Here is a 17690-nt window from a genome sequence, read left to right as displayed (position 1 = left end):
AAGCGGAAAAGTCAGCGCGAGGCGCCGGCCCGCCGCTTGGTCCACACGTCGAAGGCGACGGCGGCCAGCAGAACCGCGCCCTTGACCAGCATGACCCGCTCGGAGGGCGCGCCGATCAGGCTCATGCCGTTGTTGATCACACCCATGATCAGGCCACCGGTGATGGCGCCGACGACCTTGCCCACACCGCCCTGCACTGCCGCGCCACCGATGAAGGCCGCCGCGATGGCGTCCAGCTCGAATTGGTTGCCGGCGGTCGGGTTCGCCTGGTTGAGCCGCCCGGCGAAGATGATGCCGGCCAGGGCCGACAGCACACCCATGTTCACGAAGATCCAGAAGACGACCGATTTGACCTTCACGCCGGACAGCGTCGCGGCCTGCAGGTTGCCGCCGACCGCGTAGATCTGGCGACCGAAGACGGAACGGTTGGCCATCACCGAGTAGCCGAGCACGAGCCCGGCGAGCAGCACGAGCACCCAGGGCAGGTTGCGGAACCGGGACAGCTGCACGATCACGAACATGACAACCACGGCGGCCACGACGATCTTCGCGATGAACAGCGGGAGCGGGTCCACGGCCTGGCCGTAGCGGACCCGGCCGGCGCGCGTACGCCACTGGGTCACCACGATGCCGCCCACTGCGAGCACGCCGATCAGCAGACTGAACAGGTCGGCGCCACCGAGCGCCCCGAGGCCGACGTTGCCGAGGTAGCCGTCGGTGAAGCCGTTCGACAGCGTCCGCACCTGCTCCGGGAACGGCCCGATCCCCCGGTTGCCGAGGATCGACAGGGTGATGGCCCGGAACAGCAGCATGCCCGCGAGCGTGACGATGAAGGCCGGGATCCCGAAGTAGGCGACCCAGTAGCCCTGCCACGCCCCGATCAGTGCCCCGAACACCAGGGTGATCACCAGCGCGATCGGCCACGCGATGTGGTTCTCGACCATCAGCACGGCGGAGATCGCGCCGCAGCACGCCACGAGCGAGCCGACCGACAGGTCGATGTGGCCCGCGATGATCACCAGGATCATGCCGATCGCGAGGATCAGGATGTACGAGTTCTGGACGATGATGTTGCTGATGTTCTGCGGCTGCAGCATGTCGCCGCCGGTGAGGACGGTGAACAGCAGCACGATCAGCGCGAACGCGATGTAGATGCCGCTCTGCCGCAGGTTGATCGAGAACCGGCGGCCGCCCGTGCTGGGGTCGGAGGGCACGGAAGGGGTACCGACGGCAAGGTCGGCGTTGGTGGGTGCGAGGCTCACTTGCCTGCCTCCTGTCCGGCGGTCATGAGGGTCATCAGGCCCTCCTGAGTGGCCTCGGCGCGCGGCACCTCACCGGTGATCCGGCCGGCCGAGAGGGTGTAGATACGGTCGCACAACCCGAGCAGCTCGGGCAGCTCGCTGGAGATGACGAGCACCGCCTTGCCCTCGTCGGCGAGGCGGTTGATGATCGTGTAGATCTCGTACTTCGCGCCGACGTCGATGCCGCGGGTGGGCTCGTCGAGGATCAGCACGTCCGGATCCGTGAAGATCCACTTGGAGAGCACGACCTTCTGCTGATTGCCGCCGGAGAGCTTGCCGGTGACGCTCAGGACGCTGGGCGCCTTGATGTTCATCGACGTGCGGTACCCGTCGGCGATCTTGAATTCCTCGTTGTCGTCGACCCAGCCGCGGCGGGCCAGCCGGCCCAGGCCGGCGGCCGAGATGTTGCGCTTGATGTCCTCGATCAGGTTCAGGCCGTACCGCTTGCGGTCCTCCGTCGCGTACGCGATGCCGTGTTTGATGGCGTCCCGCACGGACCGCAGGCGGATTTCCTTGCCGTCCTTGAAAATTTTCCCGCTGATGTTCGCGCCGTAGGCGCGGCCGAAGACGCTCATCGCCAGCTCGGTGCGACCCGCACCCATGAGTCCGGCAAGCCCGACAATTTCGCCGCGCCGCAAGTTCAGCGACGCCTTGTCGACCAGAAGTCGTCCGTGCTGGGTCGGGCTGTGGACGGTCCAGTCCTCGATGCGGAAGATCTCTTCCCCGACGGTCGACACGTGCGGCGGGAACCGATGATCGAGATCCCGCCCGACCATCCCCGAGATGATCTTGTTCTCGGTCAGATCGGAGACGGGCGTGGTCGAGATCGTGCGACCGTCCCGCAGGATCGTCACCCGGTCGGCGATGGACAGAACCTCGTTGAGCTTGTGCGAAATGATCACGCAGGTGATTCCGGCGGAACGCAGCCCGCGCAGCAGATCGAGCAGGTGAGCCGAGTCCTCGTCGTTCAGGGCGGCCGTCGGCTCGTCGAGGATAAGCAGGCGAACTTCCTTGGAGAGCGCCTTCGCGATCTCGACGAGCTGCTGCTTGCCGACGCCGAGGTCGAGCACCTGGGTCACCGGGTTCTCGTCCAGCCCGACGCGGCGAAGCAGTTCGGCCGCCGCCGCGTTGGTCTTGTTCCAGTCGATGAACCCCCGCGTGGCCTGCTCGTTGCCCAGGAAGATGTTCTCCGCGATGGACAAATTCGAAGCAAGCGCGAGCTCCTGGTGGATGATCACGATGCCGCGGTGCTCGCTGTCGCGGATACCGCCGAACCGGCAGGGCTCGCCCTCGAAGGTGATCTCACCTTCGTAGTCACCGTACGGGTAGACGCCGGAAAGCACCTTCATCAAGGTGGACTTTCCGGCGCCGTTCTCCCCGCAGATCGCGTGGATCTCGCCGCGGAGCACCTCCAGGTTGACGTCCGACAGGGCCTTGACCCCGGGGAACGTCTTGGTGATGCTCCGCATCGAGAGGATGGTGTCGGTCATCAGCCGAGCTGAGCCTCGGTGTAGTAGCCGCCGTCGACGAGCTCCTTCTTGTAGTTCGTCTTGTCGACGATCACCGACTGCAGCAGCATCGACGGGACGACCTTGTTGCCGTTGTCGTAGTCCGTCGTGTTGTTGACCTCGGGCTTCTGACCCTTGAGGACGGCGTCCGCCATCGACACGGTGGTCTTGGCGAGCTGACGGGTGTCCTTGTAGATCGTCGAGTACTGCTCGTTGCCGATGATCGACTTGACCGACGCGAGCTCGGCGTCCTGGCCGGTGACGATCGGGTACTTCTGCGCGGCCGTACCGTAACCGTTGCTCTTCAGCGCGGAAAGAATGCCGATCGAAAGGCCGTCGTAGGGCGAAAGAACGCCGTCAACCTTCGCGCCACCCTTGTAGGTGGAGGTCAGCAGGTCCTCCATGCGCTTCTGCGCGGTCGCCGGGTCCCAGCGCAGGATCGCGACGGTCTTGAAGGCGGTCTGGCCGCTCTTGACCGTCAGCGTCTTGTCGTCGATGAACGGCTTGAGGATGCTCATCGCGCCGTTGAAGAAGAAAGTTGCGTTGTTGTCGTCCGGCGAGCCGGCGAAGAGCTCGACGTTGAACGGGCCCTTCGCGGTGCCCTTCGAGCCGTCGGCGTTGAGCACCTTGAGGCCGGTGAGCAGCGAGGTCGCCTGCTGCACGCCCACCTTGAAGTTGTCGAAGGTGGCGTAGTAGTCCACGTTCGGGCTGTTGCGGATCAGGCGGTCGTACGCGATGACCGGAATGTTGTTGGCCTTCGCGTTCTCCAGCTGGGTGGTGATCGCGGTGCCGTCGATCGAGGCGATGATCAGCAGCTTGGCGCCCTTGGTGATCTGGTTGTCCAGCTGCTGGGTCTGGGTGGGGATGTCGTTCTCGGCGTACTGGAGGTCGACCTGGTAGCCGAGGGCCTCAAGCTGCTTCTTCAGGTTGTCACCGTCGGAGATCCATCGCTCCGAGCTCTTGGTGGGCATGGTGACACCGATCAGAGCGCCCTTGGTGTCGCCACCGGATGCCGCCTTGTCGGCGGTCTTCTCGCTCGAGCCACATGCGGCGAGGGCGGCACTAAGAACGACGGCGGAGGCCACGGCCCCCATCCGGGAAAATCTCATTGCGCTTATCTCCTTGTTCGGGGGCAGCGTGGCGTCGAGTGTGAACGCTAACAATGACCGTGTCAACAGTTCCGGCAACGTCCACGACATGTAGGGGAAACTTCGCCACGAAACTTTCCGGCGGCTGGTAGAGGCCAAATTGTTATCGATAACAGACGGTGTTCATCAGTCCAGCCAACCGAGACGAGCGACGTGGAACCCGAGCTGCATACGAGTGCGCCCGCCGGTCACCTCCATGAGGTGCCGCACCCTGCGCTGGACCGTGCGTAACGACGTGCCCAGATGCGCCGCCACCGCCTCGTCGGTCAGCCCGGTCATCAGCAGGCTGACGATCCGCGCGTCCAGCTCGCCCAGCGCCGGCGTCCCCGCCACCGCGCTCGCCCTTCGCCACTCCGCCTCGAAGAGCGCCACAAGAGCAAGAAGCAACCCCTTCTCCCGTACGAGGAGAGCACCGGCCCCCGCCGTCTCGCCGTCCGCGGCGCCGGGCGCGGGCAGCATCTGCGTGAGCGGCATCAGCGCGTGTTCCCGATCCACGATGAGCAGCTTCACCGGCAGCGCGTCCGCGATCCGGATCTCCTCGCCCGCCGCCCGGGCCGCCACGATCCGCTCGAAGGCGTCCGGCTCCTCGTCGAGCATCGCCCGCTCGAAGACGACGCGGTACCGCACCCCGCGGGCGACCGCCGAGTCCTCCTCGACGTTCTCGGCCGCGCTGATGACCGCGATCGGCGCCTTCACGAACGTGAGCACCTCGTCGCGCGCGCCCAGCTGCAGTCGCCCGAACACTTCCCGCACGGCCGCCGCGCCCTGGATCACGTCGACGACTCCGGGCGCACCACGGCGTAAAGCCGCCGTCCGGTAGACCTCGTCGAGCACCCCCAGCTCGGCCTCGGCCCGCTGCAGCTCCTCGCGCCGTCGTCGCAGCGAATCCCGCAGCGTCGTGGCCGGCGGCGCCGCGACGAACCGGTCCGGGTCACCGAGGCTGCGCACCGCGAGCCCGGCCCGCTCGAGCCCCGACAGGAGCAGCGAGGCGTGGTCGTCCGAAACCCGCAGCAGCGACGCGAATTCGCCCGCCCCGGCCGACGGGACGGTGATCAGCGCGCGGTAGGCGGCCGACTCCTCGGCGCGCAGGCCCAGCACATCCGGCTGCATCGCCGCACCCCCGCCTCCACGAATGTCGAGGCAGTGTGGCGGATTTACGCCACGAACGGAAGCCGCCGTATCCGATCCGTTGCCGGGGAACGCGACCGTGCCGGATTGTCGGTACCCCCGCACCACGTCGAAGGATGCACATGCGCCGATCAACGGCCCGGCTCGCCGTCCTCGTTGTCACCGCCGGCGTGGCCCTGACCGCTTCCGGCGGCACCCCCATCTGGGCCGCACCGCCCGCGCCCGCCACCGGCGCGCCGACCGCGCCCCCCACCGCCGCACCGACCGCGCCCGCCACCGGCGCCGCGACCGTCACGCTGATCACCGGCGACCGCGTGCGGGTCGAGGGCAACCGGGTCGCCACGGTCGAGCGCGGCCGGGCCACGACCGGCGGCTTCCGTCAGGAGATGGTCGGCGGCCACCTCTATGTCATCCCCGACGACGCGCTGCCCCTTCTGGCCGCCGACCGCCTCGACCGCCGGCTCTTCGACGTCACCGGCCTGATCGCCCAGGGATACAGCGACGCCCGCACCGCCACCGTCCCCGTGATCGCCGCCCGGCCGGCAAGCGGCGCCGGCCTGGCCGGCGCCCGCAAGGTCCGCGACCTCCCCAGCATCGGCGCCACCGCTCTCACCGTCGGAAAACGCGACGCCGCCGCCTTCTGGACCGATTTCGCCCAAGGAGCCACAACCAAGCCGCAAGGAGCCACAGCCAAGCCCCAAACACCGGCCAAGCCCCAAACACCGGCCAAGCCCCAAACACCGGCCAAGCCCCAGGCGCCGGCCAAGCTCTGGCTGGACGGCAAGGCGAAAGCATCCCTGGCCGACAGCACCGCCCAGATCGGCGCCCCGCGGGCGTGGGCCGGCGGCTTCACCGGCGACGGCGCCACGGTCGCCGTCCTCGACACCGGCGTCGACGCCACCCACCCCGACCTCGCCGGTCGGGTCAAGGAGGCCGTTTCGTTCGTCCCCGGCGAAGACCCCGGCGACCGCAACGGTCACGGCACCCACACCGCGTCGACGGTCGGCGGTAGCGGCGCCGCCTCCGACGGCCTCGAGAAGGGCGTGGCGCCCGGCGCCACCCTGCTCATCGGCAAGGTCCTCGGCGACGACGGCTACGGCCAGGACTCCTGGATCATCGCCGGCATGGAATGGGCCGCCGCCCACGCCGATGTCGTCAGCATGAGCCTCGGCAGCGCCGAGCCGTCCGACGGCACCGACCCGATGGCCGAGGCCGTCGACCGCCTCTCCGCCGAGACCGGCGCCCTGTTCGTGGTGGCAGCCGGTAACAGCTACGCCGAGGAGACCATCGGCAGCCCCGCCGCGGCCGACGCCGCGCTCACCGTCGCCGCGGTCGACGCGCAGGACCAGCGCGCCGAGTTCTCCAGCCAGGGCCCCCGTGCCGGCGACGCCGCCCTCAAGCCCGACATCGCCGCCCCCGGCGTCGGCATCCTCGCCGCCCGCTCCCAGGCGACCCCCGGCGAGGGCTGGTACACCTCGATGGACGGCACCTCGATGGCCACCCCGCACGTCGCAGGCGCCGCAGCGATTCTCGCCGCGGCCCACCCCGACTGGCGCGGCGACCGCATCAAGGACGCCCTGATGTCGTCGGCGAAGGCCTTGCCGGAGACGACCCCGTTCCAGGTCGGCGCCGGCCGGCTCGACGTCCCCGCCTCGCTGGGCACGCTGCACGCCACCGGCAGCGCCTATCTCGGCTTCTTCGACTGGCCGCACGACGGCGACGACCCGGTGAGCCGGCTCGTGACGTACTCGAATGACGCCGACACGGCCGTGACCCTGCACCTTCTGGCGCAAGCCCCCGCCCACCTCTCCAGCCCGGTTTTGATCGTTCCCGCCCACGGCGCGGCGAGCGTCAGCGTGACCGCCGACCCGGACGACATCGACGGCGCGGGGCGCTTCACCGGCTTCGTGACGGCCACCGACGACGGCGGCGCCGGCCGGGCCCGCACCGCCATCGGCCTGGTCAAGGAGGACGAGCGGTACAACCTGACGGTGACCGCGAAGGATCGGAAGGGCAAGGCCGCGGGCGGCTTCCTGACCCTCTACCGGTACGGGGACGAGTTCGCCCGCACCGTCGCGATCGATCCCGCCACGGGCGAGTCGGCCGCGCTGCGCCTGCCGCCCGGCGACTACGACGCGACCTCGTGGCTGCCCGTCGACGACGGCGCCGGGGTGGCTCTGCTCGGCACGCCGCACCTGGTCCTCGACCGCGATCGCACCCTCGCGCTGGACGCCCGGCAGGCCAACCCGATCACCGTGCACACACCGCGGCCGAGCGAGGACGCGTACCGCCGCGTGCAGTACTTCCGCGACTCGGGAATCGGCGGCATCTACGCCACCTTCCTCAACGCCTACACCGCTCCGTCCGATGTGGACCGGATCTACGCGGCGCCGACGGCGAGGATTCCCGGCGCCTACGAGCTGCTCTCCCGCTGGAGCCGCCCCGACCCGGCGCTGGAGATCGACGGCCTCGACCCGCTCTACCTGACCGGTTCCCCGCGCCTGGACGGAAAGTTCGCGCTGCGCGGTATCTACGCCGGCGACGGCGCCTCTTATCCCACGGGCGCGGCCGGCAAGGTGGCCGTCGTCCGATGGAGCGCATCGGTGACCGCCGAGGAGCGCGCGGTCGCGGCAACGACCGCCGGGGTGGCGCTGCTCGTGGTGGTCAATGACGGTCCGAGGCGGCGGGCCGAGTGGGCCGGCCCGGTCCCGTCGGTGTCGGTCTCCGCGGCCCAGGGGCGCGGATTGATCGCGGCGGCGCGGACCGGCCGGCTCACGCTGCGCGGCGGGGGGCACGCATCCCCCGCGTACGCCTACGAGCTCGTCTCCTCGTGGCCCGGCCGCGTCCCGGCCAAGCTCGACTACTCGCCCGCCTCAAAGCAGCTCGCTCAGGTGTCGCAACGGTTCGTGCGCACCGGAACCGCCGCGACCGGCTACGACCTGCGTGCGGATTGCCGCTCCTACCAGTGGCCGCCGTGCATCGGCGTCCCGCAGGAGGCTCGGCTCGGCACCGCCCGCACCGACTACTTCTCCACCCAGCCCGGCACCGCCTGGTATCAGGGCGTCTTCCTCGCCGAGGGTCCCGAGCAGCGGCACGACCAGGTCGCGTATCGCCCCGGATCCAACCTGGAGCGTGTCTGGTTCGGCCCGGTCACCCACCCGAAGCTCGGCCCCGGCTATTGGGGGCCGTACCGCCAGGGCGACTTCCTGGCGGTCAGCGTGCCGGAGGCCGGCGGCCCCGCCGACATCACCGGCTCGATGAACGGGTCCGGCACGGTCACCTCCCGCCTCTACCAGAACGGGACCCTGGTGGGGCGGGAGGTGCCGGACTTCGCGGTGCAGACCGAGGTTCCGCACGTCGACGGGCCGGCCGTCTACCGCTTCGAGCAGGAGACGACCCGCGACGCGGCGTGGGGCACCTCGATCCGCACGCGTACACAGTGGACGTTCCGCTCGGTCTACTCCGACGAGCAGATGCCGCTGCCCCTGCAACGGCTCGGCTTCGCCATCGCCACCGATCTCACCGGCGCGCTAGCGGCCTGGCGCCCGCACACCATCGGCGTCACGGCGCCGGGCGCGCGCACGGTCACCCTCCAGATCTCGTACGACGACGGCTCGTCCTGGCAATCCGCCCCGTTCGCCGCGGGCCGCGCGCTGGCGCCCCCGCACCGGCCCGGCTGGGTCTCGCTGCGCGCCACGGCGACCAACGCGGACGGCGGCCAGGTCGTCCAAGAGGTGATCCGCGCCTACCGGCTGCGGTGACCCGGGGCGGCCGCGTCACGCGGGCGGCCGCCTCGAAGAGCCAGCACAGCATCTCGGCGGCGTGCCGGCCGGCCCGCGCGTGCAACCGGCAGTGCGGCGCCTCCGGGCAGACGCCCGACGAGCAGCGGACCTGCTCCCAGCCGCCGGTCCGGGCCCAGGTCGCGGACGGGGCGCTTCCGCAGCTCGGCAACCAGGTCCCGCCACTCGCCCTCGAAATGCTGGCCGAGCCGGCGGCACACGTCCTCGAACCACGGCGTGGGGCCGGCGCCGCCGATCAGCTCGATCAGGCCGGGCACCACCGTCGCGCGGTAGCGGTCGTAGTCGAAAACGAGGATCACGGCATCCGCACCCATGGCGCGTCAAGCCGGTCGCCGGGAACCGCGACGAGCACCGGGTCGCCGGCCTCGATCGCGGCGCGGACGAACGGCAGCGTCCCGGCGAGGAAATCGCCGGGGGCGCGCGGTAGAGCAGACCGGGATGATCGAACGTGGTCACCGGTACACCACTGTCAGGCCGGCGACGCGGTCGGCGCCGTGGAACGCGAGCAGCTTGCGCAGCGGCGGCGAGCAGCCGACCAGCCGCACCGGCCCGTCCGCCGCCGCGTCGACCAGGATGCGGGCGGCCGCGGTGTCGACGAAGGTGAGGCCGGAGACCTCCACCGTGGCGGCCGGCTCGCCCTCGAAGAGGTGGTCGATCACCGCGCGCAGCGCATCGCGGTTGGACAGGTCGACCTCGCCGGTCAGGCGCACGCCGTACGGGTTCCGGGTGCGCCGCGCCCGCAGGGACGACTCGGGCTCGAAGGGTGCACGCGTGCCGGCCGCCCCCGGATGGGCGAAGCTGAGCTGTCGCAGGCGCAGCGGGTCGAAGCGGCGCCGGTCGTACGCGCACACGCCCGCCACGTACCCCTCCATGAAGACCGTGTTTACCTGCGCCTCGTACCAGGCGAGGTGCTCGGCGCCGGGAATCTGCCGGCTGGCCCAGGTCATGTCGCCGACGACGCGGATGCCGGGGTGTCCCTGGGCGCGCGCCCGCGCGATCTCGGCCCGCCACAGCGCCATCGTGATCTCGGGGTCGAAGACGCCGCCGGCGAGGTAGCTCGACTCGGCGGTCACCGCGCGCAACGACCCCTCGCCGAGGGCGGCCTGGGTGCCGACCCCGTGGCGCTCCAGGCCGTCGAGGACGGCCTCGGGCTCGTCACCGCTGTAGATCACCTTGTGCCGGGCGAGCAATCCGGCGCGTACGAACGCGGCGATCGCCTCCATGCGGGTGGCGTCGTCGTCGATCGTCCAGCAGACGTGGTCGCCCAGGGCGACCTTGTCGAGGAGCGGTAACCCGCCCACGTTCCTCCCCATTTCATGGCAGGTGGCGGGGTGCGGATTCACGGTACCCACAACGCTGTGCGACGGCGCTACCCCGCGAGGGTGACATCCTTGCCGAGCAGCGCCCGGTCCCGGCCGGCCGCCTTCGCCTGGTACAAGGGCCTCGTCGGCGCGGCGGACCAGCTCGTCGGCGGTCTCCTGGCCGTCCCACTCGGCGAGCACGGCCGAGAAGGTCTGCCCGCGCGGGGTGGCCGGCCGCAGGCGCGAGACGACGGCGAGGGCCTCGTCGGCGCGCAGGCCGGAAATGATCACGCCGAACTCCTCGCCGCGCCGACGCCCTCGAAGCCGATGCCGGCCAGCAGCGACCCGCTGGGCAGCCACGGGTAGTACAAGGCCACCGGCACGCCCAGCACGAGCCACCAGAGCCAGGCACGCCGCGACATGCCGGGACGATCGGCATGCCGCGCCGGCATCCAAGGGGTGCGGCATCCAAGGGGTCAGGTGCTCGACACCCAGGTCGGGTGGTCGGCGGCGAACTGGGCGACCGTGTCGTCCTTGGCCGCCTCGAGCAGCTGCATGCTGTCGGCGTTGAGGATCTCGACCTCGCCGATGCCCGGGATCGACTTCGGGTTGAACTTGCCCTCGTTCGTCTTGATCGTGATCAGGTCGTTGGGGTTGATCCCCTTCATCGCGAAGACCCAGTCCTCGAGTGAGATGCCGCCGGTGTCGACGGTCATGGTCGAGCCGATCGCCTTGATCAGGCCGGGCAGCTTGGTCGGCGAGGAGAGGCCGTCCTTCACCGACTGGTTGATGATCGCCTTGAAGAACTGCTGCTGGTGGCGCTGGCGGCCGTAGTCGAAGTCCTTGTTCGCCAGCAGGTCGCGCTGGCGGACGAAGTCGAGCGCCTCGGTCGGGGTGAAGCAGTGGTTGCCCTTGGCGTAGAAGTTCGGCGTGACGCCCTTGATCTTGGACTTCAGCGTGCCGTCCGGGTTGATCACGTACGGCTTCGCGAACTTGCCGGTCTTGTTGTCCTTGCCGATGTGGATCGAGGTGGTGTCCTCGTCGACGTACATGCAGACCCTGCCCAGCACGTTGACCACGTTCTTGAAGCCCTGGAAGTCGATGATCGCGCCAGCGTCCGGCGTGATCCCGGTCAGCTCCTTGATCGTCAGGGAGAGCAGCTCGAAGCCGTGCGACAGCGCGGCCGGCCCGGTCAGGCCGCGGCTGCCGAAGAAGAACGCCGCGTTGATCTTGTTTTTGCCGCCCTCGTACTTCTGCACGCCGTTGTCGTACGCCGGGATCGGCACGTAGCTGTCGCGCGGCAGCGAGATCATGTAACCGGTGCTGTGGTCGGCCCCGATGTGCAGCAGGATGATCGAGTCGGACCGGGTGCCCGCGGTCGGCAGCGCGTCCTTGCGTGCGTCGATGCCGACCAGCAGGACGTTCTTGGCCCCCTTGACGTCCGCGTGCTTGACCTCGGAGTTCGCGGCGCCGATCAGGCTCTGCTGGGCGACCGACCGGGTCGCCGCGCCCACGGTCGCCTGGATCGCCACCACGGAGCCCCCGCCCACGACGGTCAGCAACGCGCCGAGGGTGATGCACCAGCGGGCCCAGCGTGGCCCGCGCCGGCGGCGGGCTACGGCTTTCCTCTTCAAGATCATCTCCTCGTCGCGACGTCCTCCACCTGTAAGACGGAGCTCGCGCCCTAAAAGATTGCCCACGGCCGGTAAGAGTTCGGTGAGAAATATCTGGCAAGGTCCTGAGGATCCCGGCCACTTCGTCCCTCCGCAGCCCGCCGTTAACCCCGCGTCCTCCTGACCTCCCTAGCGTCCGAGCGGCCCGCATTCCCCCTCGCGTTAGCAGGTCAGACCATGCCGACACCGCCGGACGTCAGCGTCGTCATCCCGACGCTCCACCGCCCGGACATGGCAGTCCGCGCTGTCCGCAGCGCCCTCGGGCAGACGTATGAGGCGCTCGAAGTGATCGTGGTGGTGGACGGCCCCGACCCCGCCACCTCGTCCGCTTTGTCGGAGATAACCGATCCCCGGCTGCGCGTGATCGTGCTCCCTTCGCGGGGGAAGGCGCCGAATGCCCGCAATCAGGGGGCGCTGGCCGCCCAGGGCCGCTGGACCGCGCTGCTCGACGACGACGACGAGTGGCTGCCGGCGAAGGTCGAGGCCCAGTTGAAGCTCGCGGCGACCGCCACCAAGCCCTCCCCCGTCATCGCGACCCGCATGATCAGCCGCTCGCCGCGCGCCGACAACGTCATGCCGCGCCGCCTGCCGGCTCCCGGCGAGCCGCTCAGCGAGTACTTCACCGTCCGCCGCGGCCTCTTCTACGGCGACGGCTTCATCCAGACCTCCACGATCATGGCGCCCACGTCGCTGATGCGCCGCGTCCCCTTCACCGTCGGCCTGCGGCGGCAGCAAGAGCTCGACTGGACGCTGCGGGCCGTCCGGGAGAACGACGTCGAGCTTCTGTACGCCGATGAGCCGCTCGTGGTGTGGCACCAGGACGAGGACCGTGACCGGATCAGCCTGGAGAACCCGTGGGAGGAGCAGCTCGCCTGGCTGCGCGCCAACCGCGTGCTGTTCACGCCCCGGGCGTACGCTGCGTTCACGATGAGCGTGCTGAGCTCGATGGCCGCGCCGACCCGCAGCGGCAAGGTCTTCCGGGAACTGCTGTCGGAGGCCCGCACCCACGGCCGCCCCGGCACGATCGACTACGTCACGTTCCTCCAGATCTGGACGCTCCCGCCGACGATGCGCGCCCGCCTGCGCGACCTGATCGTGGGCCGCCGCTCCGCGGCCGGCGCCCCGGCGCCCGAGGCGGTCGCCGATCACGCCGATGCCCGCTGAGCCCCGCGTCGCCATCTGGCGCAGCGCGATGCTCGGCGGCTCCGAGACGTTCGTGCGCAACCAGGCCGACGCCCTGAGCCGCTGGCGCCCCGTCTACGTCGGCGCGACCAAGGTCGAGTCCGCGCTGGCCCGCGACAGCGACCTCATCGCCTACCCGTCGCCCGCCGACCGCAACGCCTTCCTGCGCCTGCGCCTGACCGGAACCTCGCCCCGCCTGCGCGACCTGCTGACGGAGGTCTCCCCCCGCCTGGTCCACGCCCACTTCGGCGGCGACGGCTGGCTGGTCAGCGGCGAGGCCCGCCGCCTGGGCATCCCCCTGATCGTCACCGCCCACGGTCACGACGTGACCCGCCAGCCGGCCAGCGGCGGCGCCCACGGCGTCCGCTACCGCCGCAACCTGCGCGCCGTCTTCGTCCGCGCGTCGGTGATCCTGGCCGTCTCCGAGGTGATCCGCTCCAAGGCCATCGGCTGGGGCGCCGATCCGGCCAAGGTCAGGGTCCACTACATGGGCGTCCCGATCCCCCCGGCGCCACCGCCCGTGGCGAAACAGTGGGACGTGGCCTTCATGGGCCGCTTCATCGAGAAGAAGGGCGCCGACGATCTCCTGGCGGCCCTCGCGGCCCAGCGCACCAGCCCGCGGGCGGTCTTCGCCGGGTCCGGGCCGCTGCTGCCCGGCATGCGCGCCTACGCCCGCGAGCTGGGCGTCGACGCCACCTTCCTGGGCGTGCAGACACCGGGCGAGGTTCGCCAGATCCTGCTCGGCTCCCGGCTGCTGGCCGCACCGTCGCGTACGGCCAAGGACGGCGACACCGAGGGGCTGCCGACCACGGTGATGGAGGCGGCCGCGCTGGGCCTGCCGGTCCTGGCGACCCGGCACAGCGGCATCCCCGAGGCGGTAGCCGACGGCGAGACGGGCCTGCTCTCGGCCGAGGGCGACCGCCGAGGGCTGGCCGCGAACCTGTCGCGGCTGCTGGCCGACGAGTCCCTGCGGGACCGCCTGGGCCGCCAGGGGCGGGCGCTGATGGTCGCCAAGTTCGACGTGCTGGCCCAGACCGCCCGCCTGGAACAGATCTACGACGAGGTCGCGGCGGCCCACCCGGCCCGCTGACCCGGCCCGGCCCGGCGCCTCAGGAGAACGAGGCCCCGTACGTCCCGGCGCCGATCACCCACAGGGTGAAGAGCACGCCCGGCACCACGCAGATGTACCCCATGACCAGCCCCGCGACCGCGAGACCCTTGCCGGACTTGGCCCCGCGCTTGGTCTCGTGGTAGCCGATGTGGCCGAGGACGACCGCGAGCAGGCACGGGATCCCGAACGCGCACCAGCCGCCGAGCAGCCCGATGATCCCGAGCACGAGCGAGGCCACCGCCCACCCCGAGGTCGGCGCCGCGACGGCCATGACGACCTGCTGGTACGGCTGCGGCGGCGGATAGGCGCCCGGCGGCCCATAGCCCGGCGGCGCATAGCCCGGCGGCGGAGGCGGCGCATAGCCCGGCGGCGGAGGCGCAAAGGCCGCGGCCGGCGGCTGCGGAGGGCCCGCGGGAGGCGAGTACGCCTGGACCGGCGGGGCGTACGGACCGGGCGGCGCATAAGCAGCAGCCGGCGGAGCGTAAGGGTCAGCCGGTGCGTAACCGGCCGGCGGAGCGTAAGGGTCAGCCGGTGCGTAACCGGCCGGCGGTGCAAAAGCGGCCGGCGGCGCGTAGGGCGACTGCGGCGGCACCGGAGCCGGATAGGCCGGCGGCAGCGGGGCCGGCTGGGCCGAAACGGGCGGCGCCGAGTACGGCAGGTCCACCGACGTAGGCGGGAGCTGCGCGGCCTCCTCGAACCGCCGGGTCGGGTCGACCGGCGGCGGGCCGTCCTCCGGGCCGAAGGTCCGGGTCGGGTCGAGCGGCTCCCCCGGCCCGAGCTGCGAGGTGGGGTCGGCCGGCGGCGTCCGGGCCGGCACCACACCGGGGGTGAAACGGCGAACGGTCCGGTCGTCCGGCTCGGCATCGCCGGGCGAGGGTGCGGGGCGGGACATGTGACTCCGTGTCTCGAGGCTGGCTTGCGATCCGGGGACGGCCGTGACGATGCCTCCCCGAGCCGGTCCGGTGATGCTTTCGCATCGCGCCCGTCTCCGGCCAGTCCTCCGCTCCGCAATTCGGCCGAACGTGGCCGAAGACGAACCGGATGAATATCTAGCCACGGGTGCGGCGCACCACCGCCCGCACCGCCTGCCGCCCCGCCTTGAGGCCGCCGAGCACGGCCTTGCCCGGCGCGGTCGCCGACAGCACGGCGTTGATCTGGCGCAGGCGCTTGAGCTCGGCGTCGCGGGACGCGATCGAGCGCTCGTAGAACTCGTGCCGGGCCCGGGCGTCGGCCAGCTCCCGTTCGAGCCGGTCGCGGGCGGCGGTCAGTTCCCGGACAGTCCCGGCATCGGGTCGCGGGACGGCGGGGCCGGCGGCGGGCACGTCGTGCGGTTCGAGCTCGCGCCCGGTCATGCCGGCCAGCAGGGCGGTCAGCGAGGCCTCGTCGGCCGGCGACGGCCACAGATGCGCGTAGCCGCCCCCGATCAGCGTCGCCGCCAGCCCGCGCAGGGCCACCAGCGGCTTCCCGGGCGCGGTCAGCCCGTGGCACGCGCCCTCGGCGTCGATGACCACCTGGCCGGCCGGGACTCCGGCGGCCGGGCCGGCCTGCCACGCGGTGAGCAGCTCGCGTACGACCGGAAGCGCGCGCTTCTGGGAGGCCGCCAGCACCAGGTCCTCGAGGGTCCGGCCGAGCGGGATCGAGGTCCCGTCGCCCCGGACCCAGCGCCCGTCCGCGTCCCGCCCGAGCGTCACGCCGCCCAGGACGGCGGCGGGACCGGCCGGGATGTCCCCGGCGAGCAGGATCCAGCCGGGGGCGAGCGAGGCCGCCAGCCCGTGCCGCAGCGCCCCGGTCACCAGAGGCCCGGGGTCGGCGAGCAAGCTGGGGATCGCGCCGGGAGTCGCCGCCGGGCTCGTGCCGTTCCAGGGCGGCGGCGCGCCGGACGCCCGCGGGGCCGCCGTCAGCGTCGCCTCGAGGTAGCCGCGCAGGGCCGGGTCGGACAGCACCTCGGCGCCCAGCAGCGCGGACGGATAGGCCGCGTACTCCCGGACCGTCGGGAATCCCGCCGCGGCGAGCCGTCCGTGCAGGTCGGCCGGGCCGGCGGGACGCCCGACGGCGACCGCCCAGTCGGTGTCGGCCGGCGCCGGCGGCAGCGCCAGGATCCGGTGCAGGCCGAAGGTGTTCTCGACGCCCAGCAGCAGCCGCCCCTGCGGCCGCAGCACCGCGAGGAGCAGGCCGAGCGTCTCGTCCCAGCTCAGGTCGGGCGCCTCGGGCGTGCAGAGCCGCTCGACGCCGTCGAGAGCCACCACCGTGTCGTACGCGGGTGACGCCCCGAGCTTCTCGAGGCTCCCGCACAGCACCGTGACGCCGGGGCGGCCGGCGAAGCTCTCCGCCAGCAGCGCGGCGTCGGACGAGCCCCGCACCAGCACGGTGATCTGCGAGACAGGCAGGGCGTCGATCAGCGCCGGATCGTGCGGCCCCGCGACCAGGGTGCGCCCCGAAGCGGCCGCCAGCAGGGGCCCGAACGAGGCCCCGCCCGCCGGCGCCGGCCCGTGCGCGCCGGACAGGTCGGACCACTGCACCATCTCGCCGCCGATCAGCTGCATCATCGGGTGAGCACTCCGGTCAGTTCGGCGTCCTCGACGCTGGTCGGAAGCGGCCAGCCGAGCAGCCGCCGCAGCTCGGCCGGTGGCAGCAGCCGGTCGGCGCCGAGCTCGTCCACGGCGATCCGCAGGGCCACCGCGACGTCGACCGACGGCCCGTGCAGGGCGGCCCACTCGCGCAGGATCCGCGCCTGCCCGCCGAACGCCGACGTCTCACCCTCGAGCTGCATCGGGTCACCGTAGACGGCCGGCTCGCACCCCGCGAGAGCGCCGTAGAACACCGCGCTGCACAGCCGGTTGGAGGCGACCCGCTTGTGTTTACGGAGCTCGCCGAGCTGCCGGTAGAGGAAAGCCGGGTCGAGGTCCTTCCACCACCCACCGCGGTACCCGTGGCAGATGACCCGGAACCCGGCCCGCTCGTACCGCGTCCGCAGCTTGGCGTTGCGATACTCCTGCCAGTACAGGCAGACCGTGACCGGCCCGTCCTCGACCCGGCGGATCTCGGCCATCAGGGCGTCGTGGTCACCCAGGACGTGCTGGCCCTCCCAGCCGTGGAACGGGTACCAGATCGTGCCCTCGCGCTTCTCGTCGGGAGAAAGAGGCTCCATCGCGAGCAGGTAGGCGAACGGCGACCCGATCACGTACCCCTGCCGGCGGCCGAGCGACCACGCCCGCCGCCGGGTGCGTTCGGACCACAGGAACGAGGGCACGCCGGGCACGTACGAATGATCGGGCGCGAGGCCGTCGCCGATGTTCCACCCGTGCTGCAGGTAGCCGTGCAGGCGCGGCGGGTCGGTGTCGTCGAGCCCGCAGTAGCGGGCGAGCACGTGGGCGTGCCCGTAGTAGTGATTCGCGTGATGCACGACCCGGCTCAGACTCCCTGCCCAGTTTCGAGGCCCCATCGCACACCGCCGAGGCGACGCGCCGGACAACTCCACGTGTCCGGAACCTGAATGCGAGTGCCAGACTGAGGTCGGTCACCGCGAATGCGTAGGCCA

At 71.3% G+C, this 17690-nt stretch carries 14 protein-coding genes; 3 read left to right on the top strand and 11 right to left on the bottom strand.

Annotated elements, in window-relative coordinates:
- Nucleotides 1-11: 11 nt before the first annotated feature.
- From mmsB to ACIA5D_RS16910, 4 genes are all read right to left on the bottom strand, one after another.
- Entirely contained in the window at nucleotides 12-1262 is a 1251-nt protein-coding gene (gene mmsB / locus ACIA5D_RS16925; RefSeq protein WP_396030850.1) for a multiple monosaccharide ABC transporter permease, read from the bottom strand.
- The gene (mmsA, locus tag ACIA5D_RS16920; RefSeq protein ID WP_396030849.1) at nucleotides 1259-2791 is read right to left on the bottom strand and encodes a multiple monosaccharide ABC transporter ATP-binding protein; all 1533 of its coding nucleotides are present in this window, start codon (nucleotides 2789-2791) and stop codon (nucleotides 1259-1261) included. Before mmsA ends, mmsB begins: the two co-directional genes overlap by 4 nt.
- Complete coding sequence (gene chvE, locus ACIA5D_RS16915; RefSeq protein ID WP_396030848.1) at nucleotides 2791-3918, bottom strand: multiple monosaccharide ABC transporter substrate-binding protein; 1128 nt, start codon at nucleotides 3916-3918, stop codon at nucleotides 2791-2793. Before chvE ends, mmsA begins: the two co-directional genes overlap by 1 nt.
- A 165-nt stretch (nucleotides 3919-4083) precedes the next feature.
- Nucleotides 4084-5067, bottom strand: coding sequence for a TrmB family transcriptional regulator (locus ACIA5D_RS16910; protein WP_396030847.1), 984 nt, complete (start codon nucleotides 5065-5067; stop codon nucleotides 4084-4086).
- Nucleotides 5068-5207: 140 nt separating this feature from the next.
- Between ACIA5D_RS16910 and ACIA5D_RS16905 the strand changes: the two genes are divergently transcribed.
- Nucleotides 5208-8846 carry a S8 family serine peptidase gene (locus ACIA5D_RS16905; RefSeq protein WP_396030846.1) on the top strand — a complete coding sequence of 1213 codons (3639 nt, stop codon included), beginning with the start codon at nucleotides 5208-5210 and terminating at the stop codon, nucleotides 8844-8846.
- Here the strand turns inward: ACIA5D_RS16905 and ACIA5D_RS16900 are convergent.
- From ACIA5D_RS16900 to ACIA5D_RS16885, 4 genes are all read right to left on the bottom strand, one after another.
- Nucleotides 8831-9184: a hypothetical protein gene (locus ACIA5D_RS16900; RefSeq protein WP_396030845.1), complete on the bottom strand. Its 354-nt coding sequence runs from the start codon at nucleotides 9182-9184 to the stop codon at nucleotides 8831-8833. The genes ACIA5D_RS16905 and ACIA5D_RS16900 overlap by 16 nt on opposite strands.
- 153 nt (nucleotides 9185-9337) lie before the next feature.
- Nucleotides 9338-10477, bottom strand: a complete 1140-nt coding sequence (locus ACIA5D_RS16895; protein WP_396030844.1) for an MEDS domain-containing protein — start codon at nucleotides 10475-10477, stop codon at nucleotides 9338-9340.
- Nucleotides 10474-10608: a hypothetical protein gene (locus ACIA5D_RS16890; RefSeq protein WP_396030843.1), complete on the bottom strand. Its 135-nt coding sequence runs from the start codon at nucleotides 10606-10608 to the stop codon at nucleotides 10474-10476. Before ACIA5D_RS16890 ends, ACIA5D_RS16895 begins: the two co-directional genes overlap by 4 nt.
- Nucleotides 10609-10662: 54 nt before the next feature.
- Nucleotides 10663-11826 (bottom strand): LCP family protein, encoded by a 1164-nt coding sequence (locus ACIA5D_RS16885; RefSeq protein WP_396030842.1) that lies wholly within the window; start codon nucleotides 11824-11826, stop codon nucleotides 10663-10665.
- Nucleotides 11827-12036: 210 nt separating this feature from the next.
- Here ACIA5D_RS16885 and ACIA5D_RS16880 point away from each other — a divergent pair, with 210 nt between their 5' ends.
- Together ACIA5D_RS16880 and ACIA5D_RS16875 are read left to right on the top strand one after the other, a co-directional pair.
- On the top strand, nucleotides 12037-13023 hold the full coding sequence (locus ACIA5D_RS16880) for a glycosyltransferase family 2 protein (RefSeq protein WP_396030841.1): 987 nt from the start codon (nucleotides 12037-12039) through the stop codon (nucleotides 13021-13023).
- A complete protein-coding gene (locus ACIA5D_RS16875) occupies nucleotides 13013-14131 on the top strand; it encodes a glycosyltransferase (RefSeq protein WP_396030840.1) in 1119 nt (372 codons plus the stop codon). Before ACIA5D_RS16880 ends, ACIA5D_RS16875 begins: the two co-directional genes overlap by 11 nt.
- 19 nt (nucleotides 14132-14150) lie before the next feature.
- On the opposite strand, the gene ACIA5D_RS16870 is transcribed toward ACIA5D_RS16875, so the two are convergent.
- The 3 genes from ACIA5D_RS16870 to ACIA5D_RS16860 all read right to left on the bottom strand — a co-directional run bounded on the left by ACIA5D_RS16870 (nucleotide 14151) and on the right by ACIA5D_RS16860 (nucleotide 17555).
- Nucleotides 14151-15044: a DUF4190 domain-containing protein gene (locus tag ACIA5D_RS16870; RefSeq protein WP_396030839.1), complete on the bottom strand. Its 894-nt coding sequence runs from the start codon at nucleotides 15042-15044 to the stop codon at nucleotides 14151-14153.
- A 157-nt stretch (nucleotides 15045-15201) separates the two neighbouring features.
- Nucleotides 15202-16698, bottom strand: a complete 1497-nt coding sequence (locus tag ACIA5D_RS16865; protein WP_396030838.1) for a hypothetical protein — start codon at nucleotides 16696-16698, stop codon at nucleotides 15202-15204.
- Nucleotides 16695-17555 carry a hypothetical protein gene (locus ACIA5D_RS16860; RefSeq protein ID WP_396030837.1) on the bottom strand — a complete coding sequence of 287 codons (861 nt, stop codon included), beginning with the start codon at nucleotides 17553-17555 and terminating at the stop codon, nucleotides 16695-16697. Before ACIA5D_RS16860 ends, ACIA5D_RS16865 begins: the two co-directional genes overlap by 4 nt.
- Nucleotides 17556-17690: the final 135 nt, after the last annotated feature.

Origin of the sequence: Actinoplanes sp. NPDC051513 (assembly GCF_044454685.1) — a bacterium.
In the GTDB taxonomy this organism is placed as follows: Bacteria; Actinomycetota; Actinomycetes; order Mycobacteriales; family Micromonosporaceae; genus Actinoplanes.
This window is presented reverse-complemented; position numbering and strand designations above follow the sequence as displayed.

Excerpts from the sequence above, each read along its gene's own strand:
- mmsA (WP_396030849.1), bottom strand. The coding sequence starts at position 2,791 with ATGACCGACACCATCCTCTCGATGCGGAGCATCACCAAGACGTTCCCC.
- chvE (WP_396030848.1), bottom strand. The coding sequence starts at position 3,918 with ATGAGATTTTCCCGGATGGGGGCCGTGGCCTCCGCCGTCGTTCTTAGT.
- ACIA5D_RS16910 (WP_396030847.1), bottom strand. The coding sequence starts at position 5,067 with ATGCAGCCGGATGTGCTGGGCCTGCGCGCCGAGGAGTCGGCCGCCTAC.
- ACIA5D_RS16905 (WP_396030846.1), top strand. The coding sequence starts at position 5,208 with ATGCGCCGATCAACGGCCCGGCTCGCCGTCCTCGTTGTCACCGCCGGC.
- ACIA5D_RS16890 (WP_396030843.1), bottom strand. The coding sequence starts at position 10,608 with ATGTCGCGGCGTGCCTGGCTCTGGTGGCTCGTGCTGGGCGTGCCGGTG.
- ACIA5D_RS16885 (WP_396030842.1), bottom strand. The coding sequence starts at position 11,826 with ATGATCTTGAAGAGGAAAGCCGTAGCCCGCCGCCGGCGCGGGCCACGC.
- ACIA5D_RS16880 (WP_396030841.1), top strand. The coding sequence starts at position 12,037 with ATGCCGACACCGCCGGACGTCAGCGTCGTCATCCCGACGCTCCACCGC.
- ACIA5D_RS16875 (WP_396030840.1), top strand. The coding sequence starts at position 13,013 with ATGCCCGCTGAGCCCCGCGTCGCCATCTGGCGCAGCGCGATGCTCGGC.
- ACIA5D_RS16870 (WP_396030839.1), bottom strand. The coding sequence starts at position 15,044 with ATGTCCCGCCCCGCACCCTCGCCCGGCGATGCCGAGCCGGACGACCGG.
- ACIA5D_RS16865 (WP_396030838.1), bottom strand. The coding sequence starts at position 16,698 with ATGATGCAGCTGATCGGCGGCGAGATGGTGCAGTGGTCCGACCTGTCC.